The organism is Psychrobium sp. nBUS_13 (assembly GCF_051201665.1).
Classification (GTDB): Bacteria; Pseudomonadota; Gammaproteobacteria; order Enterobacterales; family Psychrobiaceae; genus Psychrobium.
In genome coordinates this window covers 3,874,361-3,894,474 of record NZ_CP179210.1, presented here as the reverse complement: position 1 = coordinate 3,894,474, position 20,114 = coordinate 3,874,361, and the positions used below count along the sequence as shown (strand labels likewise).

The window sequence follows — 20,114 nt, the reverse complement described above, 5'->3', positions numbered from 1 at the left end:
TCTCCCTCCTCAATAGCCAGCTTCAAAGTTCTTCTCGAAGAAAGAAACTAACCTGCGCGCATCCATTTGGCATTGGCTTCTCTGGAATGGCTAAGCAAGGTAGCTGTTTATCTTCAAAACCAATATCGAACAACATACCTTGCGAGACTTCACCTGCCATTTTTCGTTCTGGTAGATTAACGACAAAGAGTGCCTGTAGACCTTCAATCTCAGCGGGATTTTCACGCTCTTGTTTTATACCTGCAAGGATTGTGCGTTGATGATCGCCAAAATCAACGGTAAGTTTCATTAACTTGTCTGATTTTTCGACTTCATCAACACTCATGATGGTACCTAGTCTAATATCTAATTTTTCAAAATCATCAAAGGTGATTTGTGGTTTTATCGCTGCTTGTTTCATGTCGTTTCCTTGAGTTTGGTTGCAAGTTTTGATGTTTTTCTGTCGGCTCTAGCAACCCAGATTAACGGCAAAATGATAAGCGCTGCACCGTAGTACATGCTCATTTCAGGTGTTTCGTTAAACCATAGGCTGCCAACAATAATAGCGCCGAGTAATCCGGTGTATTCTGCGCCAGCGACTTTACTTGGGTTAATTGCCCGATAAACCCATACACAGATACCGGCATAGCATAAGATAAAAATATTGGAGACAGCAGCTAACCATAGTGATGAAAAGTCCCATTCACTGCCTTCTCCTAAGGCTAATAGCAGTGATGAGGGGATGCCCATTAAGCTCGTTAGAAACAACGTTTGAAAGACGCTGTGATGAGTTGGAAGTTTCTTGATGAGTAAATTATTGAGTGCCATGCTTACCGCGACAATGAGTGCCATCACTGCAGCCCAATTAAACTGACTTGGTTTCACAATAATCAATACACCAACAAATCCCAATACCACCACTAATAACGATGATCGTTTTACTGTGTCACTGGAAAAAACATCATCAGGATCAGCATAATAATAGGTGAGGTGTAAAACAGGGCATTCACAGTAGCTAGTGGCAATGCGCTTAACGACAACACCATGCAAATAGCGCCAATGAGCCAAATGTGGGCGCGCACAAAATGCCATTCTAGCTGCTCAAAAAACGGCTGACTGCGGTGCAAAAAGCAAAAAGGTGCAAGTAACACTACCGCCGCTATCTGGCGAAAGAAAATGAACTGTAAGACAGACGGATCACCCGGCACTTCTTTAATAAATGCATCAGAAATCACACCGGTGAAGTTGCCAATGATGAGTAAGAATATCGCCAGTCCAATAGTTAATTTGGGCACCATACTATCCTAATCGTTGTATTTTTGATGACTAACGCCAACTAGCATAAAGCACGGTTATGCATTATGTATAATGACTTAAATTGTTTTTAATATGAGATAAACTAATAAAGAATTTGCCACCATTGAGAGCCGTTCAATATTTTGAAGTTGTTGCACGTTTACAGAGTTTTTCCAAGGCAGCGTTAGAACTGCATGTGACGCAAAGTGCGGTAAGTCACCAAGTACGTTTATTGGAAGAACACTTGGATGTGACTTTGTTTGAACGACAAGGTCGTATGTTCTCTTTGTCGAATGCTGGTGAAAGCTTTTATGAAGAAATAAGCACAGCGCTCGGCGCTATCTCCAATGCCAGTCGTACAATTAAATCAGGTAGAAAGGGAAAGGTTTGCTCAGCGGTTTATAGTTCGCTAGCGGTAAAATGGCTGATCCCTCGTTTAAAAAGCTTTAAACAGCCATATCCCCATATCGAACTAACGTTAAACATGGTGGCTGATGATGTTACTTTTAATGAACACATTGCCGATTGCTTTATCTCGGTTATTCCGCCGATAAAAGGTTATATCAGTACATCTCTTTATCAAGAACGTTTAGTGCCAGCCTGTGGAAAATCGTTGTGGCAGCAAATAAAACACTTATCACTTAATGACATCATTAATCAGCAACTATTACTTTCGACACAATACTTTGATGTTGGCGAAAACCAACACACTGATTGGCTACGCTGGTGCGCATCCGCCGGTATCCCATTGGCGAGCGATGCGAAGTTTAGTCATTTTAGTCATGTCTTGTTTACGGCAAAAGCTGCCAAATTTAACTTGGGAATAATGTTGATTGATACCATGTTATACCAATTGCATTAAATATTTGCCCACTTGTACTTGTTAAAATTAACTAAAATGGCGTTGCTCTCAATCCTAATAGCCAGCTATTAGTCAATCGAGCGCCTTGTTTTAGCTGATTTTCTCTACGCACAACAAGATCACTTACTTAATGCAATTGCTATTAATGGAGAACATTTCAGCGGCTGACAATGTAGTTCAAATTGATAAGCACGAGTTGGTCACTGGCGATAGTTACTACTTTGTTTACAAAGAAAGTCAGGCGAAAAACACCGATATTCAGGTATTAGAGCATTGGTTGTTGACGCAATGTGTGATTTAAGTGGAGAGTGAAATGAAGGATAAAAGTGTTATTTAATGAAGGCTTGAAATCAGTACGTTGTATAGAACTAAGCCGCCATTAAATAAGACTCTCGTCTTACATTTTTTGCTTTTCGTTGATATGAACCCTTACCTTTTTTTGGTTTAACAACCTGCATTTTATATTGCTTAGATGTCACTAAAGCTGCAAGAAAGTTATCTTGAATAACGCCGCGTCCAATATCAGTTTTGTTGGTCTGCGCCTTCGCAGCAGACTTCTTATTTTTAGCCATGGCGGCCTCCTGTTATTTTTAATTAAATAGCGCTTTACTTTAACCGTTCAAGTAAAGCGCGTTGATTATAAATTATCCTCTGCAAACAGCAATAAACATTAACTCGCTTTTTGCACGCAACTCATAATCCACTGTTTCATTTGCGACTCGTTTAAACCACCAGAGATACGATCAACTTCTTGTCCTTTATAGAAGAAAATAAGCGTTGGTAGACTGCGAATTCCAGCGTCAGACGATACTTGCTGTACTTGTTCTGTATCTACTTTGGCGAATAAAAATGACGGGGTAGCCGCTGCTACTTTGCTATAAACAGGCGCCATGTTTTGGCAAGGGCCACACCAACCCGCCCAAAAATCAACGATTACCGGTAAGTCATTACGCTCAATAAACGGATAAAACGTATTGGCTGTTAGCGCCGTTGGTTGCGGTGAATAAATGTTTTGCTGGCATTTTCCACACTTGCCGCTTGTGTGGTCTTTATCATCAGGGATTCGGTTGGTGGTAAAACAGTTAGCGCAGACAATATTCATAATATGCTTGTGATTAAATAATTTGTAGTGATGTTAGCAGGTTTGGATTGCACTGTTAATTTACAACACAAATAAATTATGTCTTTGTTTGTTAAGTTAAACTATTATTGATTCAATAATTTTTTAGGACTTAAGGTTGATAAGGATGTTTCCGTTTAAAAATCCCATCATTAGCGCGTTATTTTTCACTGTATTAGCTTTGTTGATTGTCAGTTGCACACCGTCGCCTGTTAAGGACCGTTGGAATGAAACGGTTAAGCGAGTTTCCAGTGGCGTCGTTAGCATTCAAGTGGACGTTCCTGTGGGGTTTGACGGCGATAGCAATGGCGGCAGCCAAGCGACAGGTTTTATTGTTGATGCTAAGCAGGGGATTATTCTCACTAACCGCCATGTTGTCACGCCTGGTCCTGTCACAGCGAAAGCTGTGCTTCTTAACAATGAAGAAATCGATTTAGTCCCGCTATATATCGACCCTATCCATGACTTTGGTTTTTACCGCTACGATCCTAGCCAAATAAAGTTTCTTAAGCCTCACCAGTTTAGCTTTAGTAAGCAAGGGCCAAGTATTGGTCAAGATATTAGAATTATTGGTAATGATGCCGGGCAAAAAATTTCGATTTTAGATGGCACCATCGCTCGTGTAGACCGCAGAGCGCCTAATTATGGACGAGGTACCTACAATGACTTCAATACATTTTATATTCAAGCAGCAACCGCAAGTGTCGGCGGCTCTTCAGGCTCTCCAGTCATTAATGTCAACGGCGAAGTAGTCGCACTCAACGCAGGTAGTCAGAGTGAATCGGCTAACGCATTCTATTTACCTACAAATAGCATCAGAAATGCGCTAAGTCTTTTAAAGAAAGGCGAACAAGTAAAACGCGGCAGTATATTAACAACCTTTGAAAACAAGCCTTATGCTGAACTTAAACGGTTAGGCCTTAGCGAGCAGTTAGAAGCAAAATATCGAAAAAGCTTTCCGCAACTATCAGGCTTGCTTGTTATTGAATCGATACTCCCAGAAAGCTCGGCAGCCAATAATTTAGCCCTTGGTGACATTTTATTATCGATTAACGGCCAGCAGATTGGTGAATTTACTGAGCTTGAAACCCTACTTAACGACAATATCAAATCTGAAATTGACGTTGCTGTATTTCGAGCTGGCCAAGAAATTTCGGTAGCAATTAAGGTCAGCGATTTAGCTGAATTTATGCCGTCAGAATACCTGAAATTAGACAATGCTATTTTCCATAATTTGTCATATCAACAGGCACGTCACTTTAATAAACCTATTGGCGGCGTGTACATTGCAAGCTCTGGCGGCCATTTTGAGAAAGCGGGTGTGTCGAGTGCAAGCGTTATTACTGAATTGGATGGCCAGCCAATTGATTCACTGGCAAGCTTTATTGAACAACTGTCTGAGGTTGCTGATGGCACGCGGGTAAAACTGCGTTATTTCAGCATCAAGAAACCCACCATAAGCAACTTTTCAGTCGTTGAAATAAATCGTCAATGGCAAGAAAACTTACATTGTAAGAAAGCCGCGAAATTAGACTACTGGCCTTGTTCGGCACTTGCTCAACCAGCAGTAACGAACAATGAATCAATTAGTAACACTAAAGCGTTGCTACAAAGTAATGATCCCAAAGACGCACTAGTACAAGTGATGTTCTCATCGCCATTTCCAATTCTAGGGCGCGGATCCTTGGACTCATTGCAAGGTGCTGGCATTATCGTCGATCGCAATAAAGGACTCGTAGTGATCCCTCGCTCTGTCGTACCAAGCTCACTGGGCCATGTTAAATTTGTTTTCGATAATAGAATCGAAGTCAAAGGCAAAGTTGAATACGTTCATCCGCTACACAATATAGCACTGGTATCTTATGTCCCAGCGCAAGTGGCTGACTTTCCTATCGCTCAGATGAAACTTAGTACGGCAAAGCCTAAGTTAGGTGACGAAATCACTCAAATTGGCCTTAATTCAAACGGGCTGGTGGAATATCGAGAATCCTCAATCGAGAATATCGAAGAGCTATATCTTGGTGACTTTAGTGTGCCGCGCTATAGCGAAAAGAATCTTGATACCATCCATATTGTTAACGCGAATCTAGCTATCGACGGCGCACTAATCAACAGCGATGATGAAATGGTTGCGATGTGGACTATGTTCCAAGGCAGTCGCCGCAATAAAGTGAATACCACTATGACAGGCATTGCTGCGGAATATATTCGTGAGCTTATTGATTTGAATGAGAATAAATCGGCGCTTTATACATTAGATCTCGATTTAACAAAAATATCAGTGTTAGAGGCATTCCAAATGGGATTACCAAAGAAGTGGTTAACCCAAGTTCAAGCGAATGACTCTACATTCAATAAAATACTAGGTGTTTATAACGCGGTTGGCGATGCCAATATTCAAGCGTTCCAACGCGGTGATTTATTGCTAGAAGTTAACGGTACACCGGTGGCCAATTTTAGACAGGTCGAGTTACTAACACAGAAACCGCAGGTGGAAGTGACCATCTTACGTGGCGGTAAAATAATCAATCAAACTGTAAATACGGTACAACTTCCGGGACAAGAGTTAACGCAAGTATTTAACTGGGCAGGGTTATCGCTACACGCACCTCATCGCGCTGCGAGACAACAAGGAAACTTTGGCGGAGAGGGCATTTACGTCGCTTATCGTATGTTTGGTTCGCCAGCAGAGCGTTATGGTTTAGATCCTATGCGCCGAATTGTAGGCATCGACGATAAGGAAATTAACACCAATCAAGATTTCATTGACGCGGTTGTCAATCTAAAACATCGAGCGACGATAGTTGTTAAAACACTTGATTTTAGAGGTAAGCCAGAAGTCATCACGCTCAGACTCGACAATAATTATTGGCCATTTAGTGAATTGAAATACGTGGACGGTGAATGGATTAGAATTGAGAATATTCAGTAAATAAAGTCAATAGAGACCGACTAGCTGGGTTGAACTGTCCACTGGAGTATCAGTCATTCGTCATCTATCGCAATGTATTTGGTCTTGAGAAAATAACGCGTAGATTTGAAAATGAATGCTTATATTCCCCCTATTTTTAGTTTGTTATTTTTCACTAAAAATAGGTTTATTTAGTCATATTATAATTTCTTATTGACAGTAGTATTATTAAATTCAATTAAAACAGTATTTTAATGTTGGTTTGATACTTGCTTTACTCTGCCTATTATAACTAAGGAGCAATATTAAGTTGGCTAAATTTAAAATAATCACGTTAGTAGGAATTGCGTTAATGAGTAGTGTTGGCGCAAAGGTTACGCAGGCAGATGAAGTTGATGATCTTATAAAAACTAAGATGATTGAACGTAGTATTCCAGGGCTACAACTTGCCATTGTCAAAAATGGCAAAATGATTAAATCACAAAGCTATGGTGAAGCGAATTTACAGCATTCAGTTAAAGTGACAAACGAAACAGTATTTCCCATTAACTCAATGACTAAGCTATTTACTGGCGTTGCTATTATGCAATTGGTTGAACAAGGAAAGTTAACACTTGACGATCCTATTGGCGCGCATCTACCGCAATTACCTACCACGTGGCACCATCTGACCATTAAACAGTTATTTTCACATACATCAGGTTTACCGAATATTTTAAGCGGGCGTAATATTGATCTCATTGCTAACAATGACCCTCAGGCTGCGTGGACACTAGTACAACAGAAACCATTAAAGTTTAAAGCGAATTCACAATTTCAATACAATCAAACTGGCTACGTTATTTTAGGGAAAATAATTAATAAGTTAACCAATCAAGATTTCACGCAATTTATTACCGATAACCAGTTAACTAAAGTCGGGATGCCCTTAACAGAGGGGGCGGGCTTTGCCTACCTTGAAGATGTTATTCCAAATCAAGCGAACCAATATACCTTAAGACGAAATGGAGAATTGCGCACGGTTTATGGTGAATTTGCACCATTAATGAGAACAGCCGCCGGTATGAGTGCTACTGCAAATGAACTTGCACTATACTCGATTGCATTGCAAAAAGGCGTTTTACTTAATAACGCTAGTTTGAAGGCTTTATGGACACCAAATACTTTAAATAGCGGTCGAACGGCAGGGTTTAGTACATTTGAAAATGGCTACGCAATTGGCTGGCAGGTAGAGAAGCGCAAAATACACCGCGGAGTTAGTGCCAGTGGCGGTGATGCGAATACGCTAATTATTTATCCGGAAGATGACTTATCTATTGTCGTGTTAACAAATAGATTAGGAGCTTTACCAATTCAATTTGTGGATGAAATCGCTAGTATTTATCTAACTGATATGAAATTAAAAAATGGTTGGAAAGATCCAGTCAATGTTTTGAAAAAACAAGCGCAAGCTCATGAGTACAAAAGCATGTTAGACATCGTTAATCGCGTCGAAAACAATTTCGGTATTTATCTCAATGTGGGTGAAATAAACCAATGGGGATATGAATTGGTTAATCAAAATAATATTGAAGCTGCTATCGCTGTGTTTAAGCTAAACACTGCGTTAAACCCAGAAATTGCTAACACATTTGATAGCCTTGGTGAGGCTTATGGCATGAATAAGCAATACAAGAAATCACTAGAAAACTATCAAAAAGTATTAATGATAAACCCTGAAAATCAATGGGCTAAAAAACAAATTGAAGCACTAAAAGACACGCTCAAAAAAGGTTAAATCACAATGGTAAAAACAGAGGTGTAATGTGCTCCTCTGTTTTGCATGATAATCACGTAATCTTCAAAAACTTGTTACTTACTCAGGCTATTTTCATTAATATGCTCGCTATCACTTCTTGAGAATTTAGCTAATGAAGAGCATTGATTTATTTATCGAACGTTGGATTGGCAAGCACACCATGGTGCCAATATCACAACAAGATTTAGAAGAACTAGAAGGTAAGCTAAATCATAAATTACCCAGCGCTTATAAATACCTACTCACTACTTACGGATTGATTCATACGCCAAATGTAATGAATCAATCCTGTGACCTGTCGGTAAATATTGAAAACGTTAAAGATTTTTTGAATGTAAATGATGTTTATGAGCTATCCAAGCTTTATCAAATGAGCGGCATGCCAGAAGGGCATGTGGTGTTTGCGTCAGACTGCAATGGCAATATGTTTTGCTTTAAATCAGCTGAATGCGAACAACCCAATCAGGATATGTCCGTTTGGTATTATGACCGACATAATGCAGCTGTTAATCAAACTTCAGACTCATTTATTACTTGGTTAAATGGATTTAATAGCCATTAATTATTGGTTGATGGCGCTATTAGCGACATTAAAATACCCAAACAAGACAAAACAATCAGCAATGCTGTCGGCGCTATAGTCAGTTTAAACCCTAAACCTCGACTCGCAGGCTTAGTGACATAAGCACGCCAATAAATAAGGCGGCCAATAATGTACACGGCACCTATGCTCGCCGTTATCGTCGGTGGCCAATATTTTGATGCGATGAACAGAGCAGGCATAAAGGCCACTAACATTTCCAATGTATTCATTTGCACGCGATACATACGCTCAAAGCCTTTATCGCCAGTGACTTTCGGGGCTTTAAGTCCTGATTTTCTTCTTTCTAATCCTGTCATCGCGCCAAAAAATAAGAATTGAAACACGGCAGCTATCGCCACTAATTCTACGTATTGCATTTGAATATCCGTCTCTTGATGAAAAGTGCTTATAAATTAATAGCTAAAGTAGCTAGGTGCAAGGCTTATCTAAATTTAACCTGACCCCAATTATTATCGCCACTAATTCTACGTATTGCATTTGAATATCCGTCTCTTGATGAAAAGTGCTTATAAATTAATAGCTAAAGTAGCTAGGTGCAAGGCTTATCTAAATTTAACCTGACCCCAATTATTAACCCCAATTATTACCCCAATTATTTTTTAACCCCAATTATTTTGATTCAATTATTTTTTCCTTTCATCATCGAATTTACGTCAATTAGTTACCATCTTTGTGATTTTCGTAATGAATTGAGAGTTAAGCTGCCGTTTGCTATTTAGTTATTCCTAAATTTGGTTATTATGACGTCACTTAAAACTTATTGTTATTTCCGTCTTCATCGTGAAGCGACAGGACTTTGATACTCCAATGGTAAAACGCAGCATCATCTTAAATACCGATTCTTACAAAGCATCGCATTACCTCCAATACCCACAAGGTACAACGCATATTTCGAGCTACATTGAAGCGCGAGGGGGCAAGTTCAAACAGGCGGTGTTTTTCGGGCTGCAAATGTTCATTAAAGAGTATTTGAGCAAGCCAATCACGCATGACGATGTTGATGAAGCCAAGTTAATTATTACTGCCCATGGCCTACCGTTTAACGAAGACGGCTGGCGTCATATTGTCGATGTACATCAAGGTTACTTACCCATAGAAATCCAAGCGATTCCAGAAGGCACAGTGATCCCCGTGCTAAATGCGATGGTGCAAGTGGTCAATACTGACCCCAAGTGCGCATGGCTAACAAGCTATGTTGAAACGGCGTTGCTACGTGCTGTGTGGTATCCAACATCGGTTGCTACAGTCTCGTGGCATTGTCGCCAAGTGATTGCCCGTTACATGACCGATACTTGTGATTCATTAGACGGCATCGATTTCAAACTACACGATTTTGGCGCACGTGGTGCCACCACCGAAGAAGCCGCTGCTATTGGCGGCGCTGCACATTTAGTTAACTTTATGGGCACAGACACCATCAGCGCTATCGTTGCGGCGAGACAATATTACAACGCACAAATGGCAGGTTTTTCAATTCCCGCCTCTGAGCACAGCACCATTACCGCATGGGGACGCGACAACGAAGCGCAAGCTTACGCCAACATGCTCGACCAATTTTCTGGCGAGGGCAAGCTGGTGGCGGTTGTTAGTGATTCATACGATTTATGGCACGCCATTGATAACATTTGGGGCGACGAGTTAAAACAGCGTGTTGAAAATACTGGCGGCACCTTAGTTATACGCCCAGATAGCGGCGAACCTGTGGCAATTGTTACCGAAACCATTGAACGTTTAATGGCGAAATTTGGCCATACAGTAAATAACAAAGGCTATCGTGTATTACCAAGCTGTATTCGCGTAATTCAAGGTGATGGCATTTCTCAACAAACCATCGAAGCCATTCTAAAAGCCATGAAACAGGCAGGGTTAAGCGCCGATAACATTGCCTTTGGCATGGGCGGCGAGCTACTACAAAAAGTGAATCGCGATACCTTAAAATTTGCCATGAAAGCCTCAGCTGTCACCATCGACGGCACAATGCATGATGTCTACAAAGATCCAATCACCGACAGTGGTAAACGCTCTAAAAAAGGTATCTTAGCGGTGATTAAAGGTAGCGAAGGTAATTTCCAAACTATTCGCCAGCAAGACTTGGGCGAACATAAAAACTTACTACAGACTGTGTTTAAAAACGGCGAGTTGGTGAAAGAGGTTAGTTTTGATGAAGTTAAGAGCAAAGCATTAGCCAGCTGTTCGACACGTAGTTAATCGTTTAAAAAGAGTTTATATTATGATTATCCATTGCACCAAAAAGTTAAAAGATAAGCTGGTTGTAAGTAAGAATACTGAGCAAGAAGCGACAGCTTCACTCTCAGTCATTGGCAGTTGGCACGCTAATCTCATCGTCATCGAGCGACGCCAATGCGTTATCTTTGTTCACGATATCACACGCTACGCGGTGTTTATTCCCTGTTTAACCAAACCTGATTTCGCCATTCTTGAACACCATTTCCAAGATGTATTTATCAATAGCTTAATTAAAGCGGGTTTAGACTTTGAGTTGATCGACAAGGCGGCAAACTTAATTACGCCACTAGTTTTTGACACTGACTGCAACCGATCAGTGCAAGGCACCATGCGCCTGATGAGTGATGATATTAAGTGGGGCTTACAATATAACAACCAGTCAATAACCGAGCTATTGCCTTATTCAACATCGGCGCGGTTAAGTAACAGACCGTGCACTATCAAAGGACAAAAAGACTGTGTTTGGCCGATTAAGGCAATGAGCGAGCTATTATCAACAATCGCCTGAACGAGAGTGATAGAATACGCCACATTAAGCACACAGCTTTCAATAGCTAGGAAAAAATAAAATATGCTAACAGGTAAATTAAAAAATCAAGTCGATGAAATTTGGGAAGTATTTTGGACAGGTGGTGTCACCAATCCAATTTCTGTTATTGAGCAATTTACCTACCTGTTATTCATTCGCCGCTTAGACGAAATTCATACCATGCGCGAACGCCAAGCACTCTTAAATAGCGATGATGGGCTTGATGCTGAGATTGAAAAACCTATTTTTGGCGGCGATGAAGCCAACTATCGTTGGAACAAGTTTAAAAACCTCGATCCACAGGTAATGTTTGATTTGGTCAAGGACAAGGTGTTCCCGTTTATAAAAACTATTAACGGTGAAGACACCACCTTTGCCAAGCACATGTCTGATGCGATCTTTATGATCCCAAAAGCGGCGGTGTTAGATCGCGTGGTGAATATGATCGATAAGATCGACATGGATGATCGCGATACCAAAGGTGACTTATACGAATATATGTTATCGAAGCTTTCAAGCTCCGGTACTAACGGTCAGTTCCGCACGCCACGCCATATCATTCAAATGATGGTGGAGATGACCCAGCCAAAATTAGACGGTAATAAGAGCGATGTAATTTGTGACCCCGCATCAGGCACTTGTGGGTTTTTAATGGCGTCAGAAGAATACGTTCGTAAGCAATTTGAAAGCGAATTAATGAAGCCAGAAAACAGCGAGCACTTTCACAACAGCATGTTTAATGCCTATGATTTTGATCAGCACATGTTGCGCATTGGCGCAATGAACCTAATGTTACACGGTGTTGAGCATCCGACGGTGGAATATCGCGATTCATTGAGCGACCAAGGTGAGCAAAATATTAGTGATAAATACACGCTTATTCTTGCCAACCCACCGTTTAAAGGCAGTGTCGCTTATGATGAGCTCTCGCCTGACTTGTTAACAGCGCTGGGCAAAACACCAAAGAAAACGGCTCCTAAAGTTGAAACTGACGAGGAGGGTAACAAAAAAGCGAAAAAAGGCCCGTCAGAAAAAACTGAATTGCTGTTCTTAGCACTTATTTTACGCATGTTACAACCCGGTGGCCGCGCGGCAGTCATTGTGCCCGACGGTGTGCTCTTTGGTTCAACTAAATCCCATAAAGAAATTCGCAAGACCATCATTGAAGACCATAAATTAGATGCTGTGGTATCACTACCATCAGGGGTATTCAAACCTTACGCAGGCGTATCAACGGCGATTTTATTTTTTACCAAAACCAACAGTGGCGGCACCGACAATGTGTGGTTTTACGATATGCAAGCCGATGGCTTTTCACTGGATGATAAGCGCACGCCACTAGTCTCCATTAGCAAAGAGCAAGATCTTGAAATTTCTACTGAAGCGGACGTGATTAATGTTGCTGCGGCTCATGGCGACCGAGTGCCTTCAGCGCTTGAAAACCATAAGCTCAATAATATTCCTGATGTGCTTTACCGCTGGCAAAAAAGAGATGCCGAAGGGAATAGAGATCGCACCCAGCAAAGCTTCTTTGTCCCTGTAGATGAGATCACTAAAAACGATTTCGACTTATCCATTAATCGCTACAAAGAAGTGGTTTATGAAGAAGTTAAATACGATGAACCACAAGTGATTTTAAAGCGCATTAAAACACTGCAAAAAGCGATGGATAAAGGTATTGCTGACTTGGAGGAAATGTTGTGAGTATTAAATCAGTTCCTTTATCGCAAGTTCTAGATTTTATCCGTGGGATAACTTTTAAACCTGAAGATAAAGTTGTTCCACGGAGTCAAGGTTCAGCTATTTGCATGAGAACCAAAAATATTCAAGTGGAGTTAGAGGAGTCTGATGTTCTAGCGGTACCTGAAAAGTTTATCAAGCGCGATGAGCAGTATTTAGAAGAAGGTGATTTACTTATTTCTAGTGCTAATAGTTGGGAGTTAGTAGGAAAAGCAGTAAGAGTTCCCAAACTAAATTATAAATGCACAGCGGGTGGCTTTATTTCAATATTACGCCCCATTCGAGAGCAAGTGGATCCCGATTACTTGTTCCGTTTCATTATGCATAAAGAAACTCAGCACAAGATTAGGCATTTAGGGCGACAGACAACGAATATATCTAACTTGGATAGAAAGAGATTTTTAAAACTTGAGATTCCACTCCCATCGCTCCCTGTACAAAAGCAAATTGCAGCGGCGTTGGAAAAAGCCGATACCTTGCGTGGGCAATGCCAACAAATGGAACAAGAACTCAATACGCTCGCTCAATCAGTGTTTTTGGATATGTTTGGTGATCCTGTGACAAACCCTAAAGGGTGGAAGACGGAAAAGTTAAATAACTTAGTATCTATTTGTTCTGGTGCAACGCCTTCAAAATCAAATGAATTGTTTTGGAAGGGGAAGTTTCCGTGGGTATCCCCAAAAGATATGAAATATAATTACATTATTGATTCTATTGACCATGTTTCGGAAATTGTTTTCGAAGAAACAAATCTGAAGCGAATAGATGATAATACAATCTTGATAGTTGTAAGAGGGATGATTCTTGTACATACGGTGCCTATCGCAATAACAAAGGCTAATGTATCGATTAATCAAGATATTAAGGCGTTGAAAGTTGTTCATGATGAAGTGGAGCCTGTGTATCTATTATGGTGTCTTAAGTCTCAACATGATCATATATTAAGTAAGGTAAGCACTGCTGCACATGGAACTAAAAGGCTTGATATGCCTGACTTGATTGGATTAAACGTAACTATTCCTCGGAAGGAAATGCAACAAAAATTTTGCAGGCTGATTGAGACGTTAGATGAACAGTTACGCTTTTCTAAAGCAGCAGTAAAATCTCATGATGGATTGTTTAATTCCCTAATGCAACGCGCCTTCAAAGGCGAGTTAACGTTAAAGGATATTGCCTAATGACCGATGAACTAACATCTGATGAACTCGCTGACGGAAAAGACGCTCCCAACGCCCCACAAGGGGAGTTTCTATTCTTTACATCGAATGACGGTTCAACGCGTGTTGAGTGTCGATTTGAGTCAGATACCTTATGGTTGACTCAGGCGTTAATCGCCGAGCTTTATCAAAAAGATGTGCGAACCATCAATGAGCATTTGGTCAATATCTACAACGAAGGTGAACTTGGTCAAAACGCAACCATCCGGAATTTCCGGATAGTTCGTCAAGAAGGTAACCGTCAAGTTACCCGTGCATTAGATCATTACAATTTAGAGGCCATTCTCGCTGTAGGTTACCGAGTGCGGTCAACACGAGGCACTCAGTTTAGACGCTGGGCCACTCAGACATTGCAAGAATACCTGATTAAAGGGTTTGCGATGGATGACGAGCGCCTGAAAAATCCGCCTGTTGATCAGTCTGCTGTGCCTGACTATTTTGACGAAATGCTTGAGCGCATTCGTGATATTCGCGCCAGTGAACGCCGTGTGTATTTACGAGTACGAGAAATTTTTGCCATGGCGGCAGACTATCAGCCAAATAATAGTGATACCAACACATTTTTTAGCTCAATTCAGAATAAACTCCACTTTGCGACGACAGGCATGACAGCCGCTGAAATTATTGCTAACCGTGTTGATGCCAATAGCGAGCATATGGGCTTAACCACGTTCAAAGGTGATGTGGTTAGAAAAAGCGATGTCGTTATTGCTAAAAATTATCTTAAAGATGATGAGATATCTCAGCTCAACTTAATCGTTAATATGTGGTTGGATTTTAGCGAAGATCAAGCACGCCGCCGCAAGCAGGTGTTCTTAAATGATTGGAGTGAGAAACTCGATAGCTTTTTAGCCTTTAACGATCGCGATGTACTGCAAGGCACTGGCACAGTAAAAATGAAAGATGTGAAGAAAAAAGCACAAGTCACTTATGATGAATTTGATGCTAAACGCCGTGGTTTAAAAGAAGCCGAAGGTCAACGTGCTAATATTTCAGCATTGAAAGCGTTACTTGATAGTAAAAAATAATATAAATGGTCATTGGCGACTAAAAAACAAATAGAGGAAATAACCGTGGCGTTAAATATCAACAAACTCGATAGTGAATCGTTTTTTGACTTAATGATGGACACATTCGAACAGGGTGATCGTAAACAAACTAAATGGCTATTAAAAAAAGGCGCTAAAAAATTTCCTAAACATCATTTGCTTCCTTTTATGGAAGGGATACTAGCGGTTACGGTAGGCGATGAAGTTAAAGGGAAAAAATTATTTGAAAAGTCGTTGTTGATCAAACAAGATTTCGCGCTCGCTCATGCAAACTTATCACATTGTTACCAAAATCTAGAGAAAATCCCACTGTGTCTTTATCATGCAATGTTGGCGGTTCGCTATGCCACTGAGGATGAAAGAGAACTGGTCTGTCAGCAACAAGATATGCTTGATATGGTGGAAAAAGAGATCCCTAGTGAGCTGTCGTTGACTCAATATGTTGAAAATGGGATTTTGTTTGATCAAGCATTTGAGTTGATGGTAGACAATGAATTTGAGCAGGCTATAGAGTTGTTTGAAATTGTTTCTGAGGTCGACCTTGCTCATTCTCCGGCACTTGGTAACTTAGGCATCTGCCATTTATTATGTGAAAATTTCGCGGTAAGTCGTGACTATTTAAATAAAGCACTACGTGTTGATCCAAGTTATGGCTTAGCGAACGATGCTTTGTCACAGTTGACCAAAATTGAAAGTGGTGAATTAGAAATGCCTCAGAATATTTACCCTCTATATCATGGTCAAATTGAGCGTAAATCTCAGCGCGAAGAATAAAAATAAAATTAACAGGATGTTACATGTCGAATTTCAACTTTTTAACTGAATGGCCTGAACTACAAGAGCACGCCAAGAAAGCGGAAAGTGTGGTCAATGCCGATCCGCGCTCTAGCTGTTTCTACAGCCGTTATACACTTGAGCGTATGGTCAAATGGATGTTTGAGTTTGACAGTTGGCTGCAACAGCCTAAATACGATAATTCGTTAAACACACTAATTAATCAGCCAGAATTTAAAAAATCGTTAGGCAGTAATATTTTTCCTAAGATTAAGGCGGTACAAAAAGCAGGGAATAATGCTGTTCATAGCGAACGCAAGGTAACGGCAATTGAGTCAACGCAAAGTTTAAAAGAACTCCACCACACTCTCTATTGGTTTTACCGCACCTATACAGCGTCCTTTAAAGATAAAGAACAGTCTGCAACGGATCATGTATTTGATTTGGCTAATGTGCCACAAACGATGCAGATTGATGCAAAGTTGGTGGTAAATAGCACTAAAAAGCTTAAACAATTACAAAAAGAGCTGGGTGAAAAAGACGAGCAGCATCAACAGGCATTAGAGAAAGAGCGCCAAAAGAATGAGAGCTTAGCGGCGCAAAATGCGGCGCTGCTACAACAAATCGAGCAGCAAAAAAATCAGAACGCCAAGATTGCAGAGCAGGTCAAAGATCCTCACGATTATAATGAGGCCGAGACCCGCGAGTTTATTATTGACCAGTACCTCAAAGAGATGAACTGGAACTTGGAAGCACCGAATGTCAAAGAGTTTGACGTGGTTGGTATGCCGAGTAATTCTGGAGATGGGCGCGTAGATTACGTGCTTTGGGGGAAAGACGGCAAACCACTGGCTGTTGTTGAAGCAAAGAAAACGACGCTTAGTGCAAAGAGTGGTAGGCAACAAGCAGTGTGCTACGCCGATTGTTTGGAGCAAATGTTTGGGCAGCGACCGCTGATCTATTACACCAATGGTTATGACATTCACTTTTGGGATGACTGTAATTATCCGCCGCGTATGGTGCAAGGCTTTTTAAACCAAGATGAAATGCAGCGTTTGGTTGATCGCCGTACTTTGACCCAACCACTTAATACCGTTGAGCTTGATACCAATATTGCAGGTAAAGGCAGACCCTACCAGCGTTTGGCTATTGAATCGGTATGTGAGCAATTTGGTGAACAAAAACAGCGTAAATCCCTACTGGTAATGGCAACGGGTACAGGTAAAACCCGTACCACCATCGCATTGGTTGATGTATTAATGCGAGCGGGTTGGGCGAAGAATATTCTGTTTTTGGCGGATCGCAATGCCTTGGTTAATCAGGCTAAAAAAGAGTTTTCAAAGTTATTACCTAAGTGTTCTCCAGAGATTTTATCCAGCGGCACTGGCGCATTGAAAGGGCGCTTATATCTTTCGACCTACCCAACCATGATGAATCTATTAAGCGCGGCACCAGACAGTCGTTTATTCGGTGTCGGTCACTTTGATTTGATTGTTGTTGATGAGGCGCATCGAAGTGTCTATAAGAAATATCGCTATATTTTTGATTATTTTGATAGCTTGTTACTGGGATTAACCGCAACGCCTAAAGCTGAAATAGACAAGAACACCTTTGATATCTTTGAGCAACCTGATGGTGATCCAACTTTTGCTTATGAGTTAGAGGAAGCTATTGGTGACAAATTTCTGGTGCCGCCAAAAGATGTTGATATCGACTTAGGTTTTGTGCGCAAAGGCATAAAATACGCTGAGCTCAGTGAAGGCGAAAAAGAAGAGTGGGAAAGCAAAGAACAGCTTGAAGACAAAGACGAAGTATTGCCAAGTGAGGTTAATAAGTTTTTATTCAACACTAAAACAGTCGATCTTGCGCTTGAGGTGTTGATGGAGCGCGGTGTTAAAGTCGCGGGTGGTGATCGTTTGGGTAAAACGATTATTTTCGCCGCCAATAACGACCATGCTGAATTCATTGTCGATCGTATTGATGCAAATTACCCAAAATTTAAAGGTAAGTTTGCGCGTGTTATCACCTACAAAGAGAAATACGCCGATACGCTAATCGATGAATTCAAAGGTGAGAAAAAGCCAGCTGATCCTAACCTGCCGCTAAGCATTGCCGTGTCAGTAGATATGCTTGATACAGGTGTCGATGTACCTGAAGTGGTTAATTTGATGTTCTTTAAAGTTATTAAGTCTAAGGTTAAGTTTTTACAAATGCTTGGCCGTGGTACCCGTTTGTGTGAAAACCTATTTGGACCAACGGATGATAAAGAGCCTTCGGCTAATGATAAAAAGCTCTTTAAAGTGTTCGATTGCTGTAAAAACTTTGAATATTTTGAAATGAACCCTGATGGCGCTAAAGACAATGGTGTTAAAAGCCTATCTCAAGCGTTGTTTGAAAAGCGATTAACCCTTTCACAGCAGTTGCTCGATAATGAATCATTTGGGGTTTATGGCGCAGAATATCAACGTTATTTGATTGAGACGTTGCATCATCGTGTTTTAGGCATGAACTTAGACAACTTTATGGTGCGACCTAAACGACAGGTGGTCGAGAAATACCAAAAACAGGAAATGTGGTTTCACTTAACTAATGAGCACTTAGCAGAACTGGAGAAACAAGTTGCCATATTACCAACAGAAGCTCTGCCATTAGAACCTGATGAAAAAGAAGAGGAGCTAGCGCTGCGTTTCGATCACATGTTACTTAGCATGCAGTTAGCGTTGGTAGAAAAGACTGGTATTAGTGATTTTTATCGCGATAAGCTGAATCAGATCGCAGCTAAACTAGAGAGCAAAGCTAGTGTACCTGCGGTTGGTGTGCAACTGGAATGGATTCAATACATTCAATCAGATCATTTTTGGACTGACCTTTATTACGGTGAAACAGGATTAGAAGAGCTGGAAGCTACCCGTCGAAAACTTCGCTTGTTAATGCGCTTCATCGAAAAAGAAAGCACTGAAATTGTTTATACAAACTTTCAAGATGAGTTGCTTGAGGTACGTGAAAACGAAGGCGTTTATCAAATCGATAGCGGTAATCAGCTAGCGTTATACCGCAAAAAAGTTGAGTCTTATATTAAAGAAAATCAGGACAATCTAACCATTCAACGGATTAAGCGTAATCAACCGATCACCAAGCTTGATTTAGAAGAGCTAGACAAAAAATTATTTGAAACCAGTGGCATCGAAGACATAGAGAAATATCAGACTACTATCCATCCCGATAAGCCGTTAGGTGTGTTTATCCGTGAGTTAGTGGGGCTAGAACGAGGAGCCGCCAAAGAAGCCTTTGCCGATTACTTAGATGAAGCAAAGTTTAACGCGCAACAGATACGTTTTGTAAACACCATCATTGATTACCTAACACAGAACGGAGTGATGAGTGCGTCCATGCTAGCTAAACCACCGTTTTCAGATATTCATTTTGAAGGTGTGTTTGGCTTATTTGACGATAGTGTAGTGATGGATTTGAGAAATCGAATTAAGGGAATAGATAAGAGTGCAGTTGGTGAGTGAAGTTAAGGATATTGAAATGGTACTAAATCAAAAGTTTAGTGGTAAAGAAGTCATTAGAGCCGGAGAGCGGCTTATTGACGATAACCTTTCTAATGACACGGAAGAGTTCTCTAGGGTAATGGATGTACTCTCCTATTGGCGATTTACACATGAAATGCCTTTAGAAAAAGCATTCGAAATGGTTCAAGGTTATGCCAAGTCCCAAGATAAAAATTCTATTTGTGCTAAACGCTTAAAGAGGCATGTGTCGATAGCAAATAAGGTACGCCGTTTCGAAGGCATGAAGCTAAAGAATATGCAAGATATCGGTGGATGTCGGGCAATCGTTTCGACTGTTAAAAGCTTCGTCAGGTTGAGAGAGAGCTAAAAAAGAAACCAGAATTTAGAATTAGAAATGGCTTGCCAAAATATAAGGATTATATAAATGAACCGAAGGAAGATGGTTACCATAGTCTTCATTTAATTGGTAAGTT

At 40.7% G+C, this 20,114-nt stretch carries 19 protein-coding genes; 13 read left to right on the top strand and 6 right to left on the bottom strand.

Annotated elements, in window-relative coordinates; genetic code table 11:
• Positions 1-22: 22 nt before the first annotated feature.
• The 3 genes from ACMAZF_RS18055 to ACMAZF_RS18045 are packed head-to-tail and all read right to left on the bottom strand — an operon-like array spanning position 23 to position 1,277.
• On the bottom strand, positions 23-400 hold the full coding sequence (locus ACMAZF_RS18055) for a tRNA-binding protein (protein WP_435275110.1): 378 nt from the start codon (positions 398-400) through the stop codon (positions 23-25).
• Positions 397-897, bottom strand: coding sequence for a DMT family transporter (locus ACMAZF_RS18050; protein WP_435275109.1), 501 nt, complete (start codon positions 895-897; stop codon positions 397-399). Before ACMAZF_RS18050 ends, ACMAZF_RS18055 begins: the two co-directional genes overlap by 4 nt.
• 20 nt (positions 898-917) lie before the next feature.
• Complete coding sequence (locus ACMAZF_RS18045; RefSeq protein WP_435275108.1) at positions 918-1,277, bottom strand: EamA family transporter; 360 nt, start codon at positions 1,275-1,277, stop codon at positions 918-920.
• A 113-nt stretch (positions 1,278-1,390) separates the two neighbouring features.
• Here ACMAZF_RS18045 and ACMAZF_RS18040 point away from each other — a divergent pair, with 113 nt between their 5' ends.
• Together ACMAZF_RS18040 and ACMAZF_RS18035 are read left to right on the top strand one after the other, a co-directional pair.
• The gene (locus ACMAZF_RS18040) at positions 1,391-2,137 is read left to right on the top strand and encodes a LysR family transcriptional regulator (protein ID WP_435275107.1); all 747 of its coding nucleotides are present in this window, start codon (positions 1,391-1,393) and stop codon (positions 2,135-2,137) included.
• 130 nt (positions 2,138-2,267) lie between these two features.
• Positions 2,268-2,438 (top strand): hypothetical protein, encoded by a 171-nt coding sequence (locus ACMAZF_RS18035; RefSeq protein WP_435275106.1) that lies wholly within the window; start codon positions 2,268-2,270, stop codon positions 2,436-2,438.
• 67 nt (positions 2,439-2,505) lie between these two features.
• On the opposite strand, the gene ACMAZF_RS18030 is transcribed toward ACMAZF_RS18035, so the two are convergent.
• Positions 2,506-2,709, bottom strand: coding sequence for an alternative ribosome-rescue factor A (locus ACMAZF_RS18030; RefSeq protein WP_435275105.1), 204 nt, complete (start codon positions 2,707-2,709; stop codon positions 2,506-2,508).
• Between the two features lie 98 nt (positions 2,710-2,807).
• Positions 2,808-3,239, bottom strand: coding sequence for a thioredoxin TrxC (trxC, locus tag ACMAZF_RS18025; RefSeq protein ID WP_435275104.1), 432 nt, complete (start codon positions 3,237-3,239; stop codon positions 2,808-2,810).
• Positions 3,240-3,384: 145 nt separating this feature from the next.
• Between trxC and ACMAZF_RS18020 the strand changes: the two genes are divergently transcribed.
• The 3 genes from ACMAZF_RS18020 to ACMAZF_RS18010 all read left to right on the top strand — a co-directional run bounded on the left by ACMAZF_RS18020 (position 3,385) and on the right by ACMAZF_RS18010 (position 8,528).
• On the top strand, positions 3,385-6,189 hold the full coding sequence (locus ACMAZF_RS18020) for a trypsin-like peptidase domain-containing protein (RefSeq protein ID WP_435275103.1): 2,805 nt from the start codon (positions 3,385-3,387) through the stop codon (positions 6,187-6,189).
• A gap of 331 nt (positions 6,190-6,520) precedes the next feature.
• Positions 6,521-7,945, top strand: coding sequence for a serine hydrolase (locus tag ACMAZF_RS18015; protein ID WP_435275102.1), 1,425 nt, complete (start codon positions 6,521-6,523; stop codon positions 7,943-7,945).
• A 133-nt stretch (positions 7,946-8,078) separates the two neighbouring features.
• A complete protein-coding gene (locus ACMAZF_RS18010; RefSeq protein WP_435275101.1) occupies positions 8,079-8,528 on the top strand; it encodes an SMI1/KNR4 family protein in 450 nt (149 codons plus the stop codon).
• On the opposite strand, the gene ACMAZF_RS18005 is transcribed toward ACMAZF_RS18010, so the two are convergent.
• Positions 8,525-8,926 (bottom strand): MAPEG family protein, encoded by a 402-nt coding sequence (locus tag ACMAZF_RS18005; protein ID WP_435275100.1) that lies wholly within the window; start codon positions 8,924-8,926, stop codon positions 8,525-8,527. The two genes, ACMAZF_RS18010 and ACMAZF_RS18005, sit on opposite strands and share 4 nt — an antisense overlap.
• A 451-nt stretch (positions 8,927-9,377) precedes the next feature.
• Here ACMAZF_RS18005 and ACMAZF_RS18000 point away from each other — a divergent pair, with 451 nt between their 5' ends.
• From ACMAZF_RS18000 to ACMAZF_RS17965, 8 genes are all read left to right on the top strand, one after another.
• Positions 9,378-10,778 (top strand): nicotinate phosphoribosyltransferase, encoded by a 1,401-nt coding sequence (locus tag ACMAZF_RS18000; RefSeq protein WP_435275099.1) that lies wholly within the window; start codon positions 9,378-9,380, stop codon positions 10,776-10,778.
• Positions 10,779-10,800: 22 nt separating this feature from the next.
• The gene (locus tag ACMAZF_RS17995) at positions 10,801-11,325 is read left to right on the top strand and encodes a DUF6933 domain-containing protein (protein ID WP_435275098.1); all 525 of its coding nucleotides are present in this window, start codon (positions 10,801-10,803) and stop codon (positions 11,323-11,325) included.
• A 63-nt stretch (positions 11,326-11,388) separates the two neighbouring features.
• The gene (locus ACMAZF_RS17990) at positions 11,389-13,050 is read left to right on the top strand and encodes a type I restriction-modification system subunit M (RefSeq protein WP_435275097.1); all 1,662 of its coding nucleotides are present in this window, start codon (positions 11,389-11,391) and stop codon (positions 13,048-13,050) included.
• Positions 13,047-14,264 (top strand): restriction endonuclease subunit S, encoded by a 1,218-nt coding sequence (locus tag ACMAZF_RS17985; protein ID WP_435275096.1) that lies wholly within the window; start codon positions 13,047-13,049, stop codon positions 14,262-14,264. The genes ACMAZF_RS17990 and ACMAZF_RS17985 overlap by 4 nt, the downstream gene beginning before the upstream one ends.
• Positions 14,264-15,331, top strand: coding sequence for a virulence RhuM family protein (locus tag ACMAZF_RS17980; RefSeq protein ID WP_435275095.1), 1,068 nt, complete (start codon positions 14,264-14,266; stop codon positions 15,329-15,331). Before ACMAZF_RS17985 ends, ACMAZF_RS17980 begins: the two co-directional genes overlap by 1 nt.
• 45 nt (positions 15,332-15,376) lie before the next feature.
• Positions 15,377-16,126 carry a hypothetical protein gene (locus tag ACMAZF_RS17975; protein ID WP_435275094.1) on the top strand — a complete coding sequence of 250 codons (750 nt, stop codon included), beginning with the start codon at positions 15,377-15,379 and terminating at the stop codon, positions 16,124-16,126.
• 23 nt (positions 16,127-16,149) lie between these two features.
• A complete protein-coding gene (locus ACMAZF_RS17970; protein ID WP_435275093.1) occupies positions 16,150-19,641 on the top strand; it encodes a DEAD/DEAH box helicase family protein in 3,492 nt (1,163 codons plus the stop codon).
• On the top strand, positions 19,634-20,008 hold the full coding sequence (locus tag ACMAZF_RS17965) for a hypothetical protein (RefSeq protein ID WP_435275092.1): 375 nt from the start codon (positions 19,634-19,636) through the stop codon (positions 20,006-20,008). The genes ACMAZF_RS17970 and ACMAZF_RS17965 overlap by 8 nt, the downstream gene beginning before the upstream one ends.
• Positions 20,009-20,114: the final 106 nt, after the last annotated feature.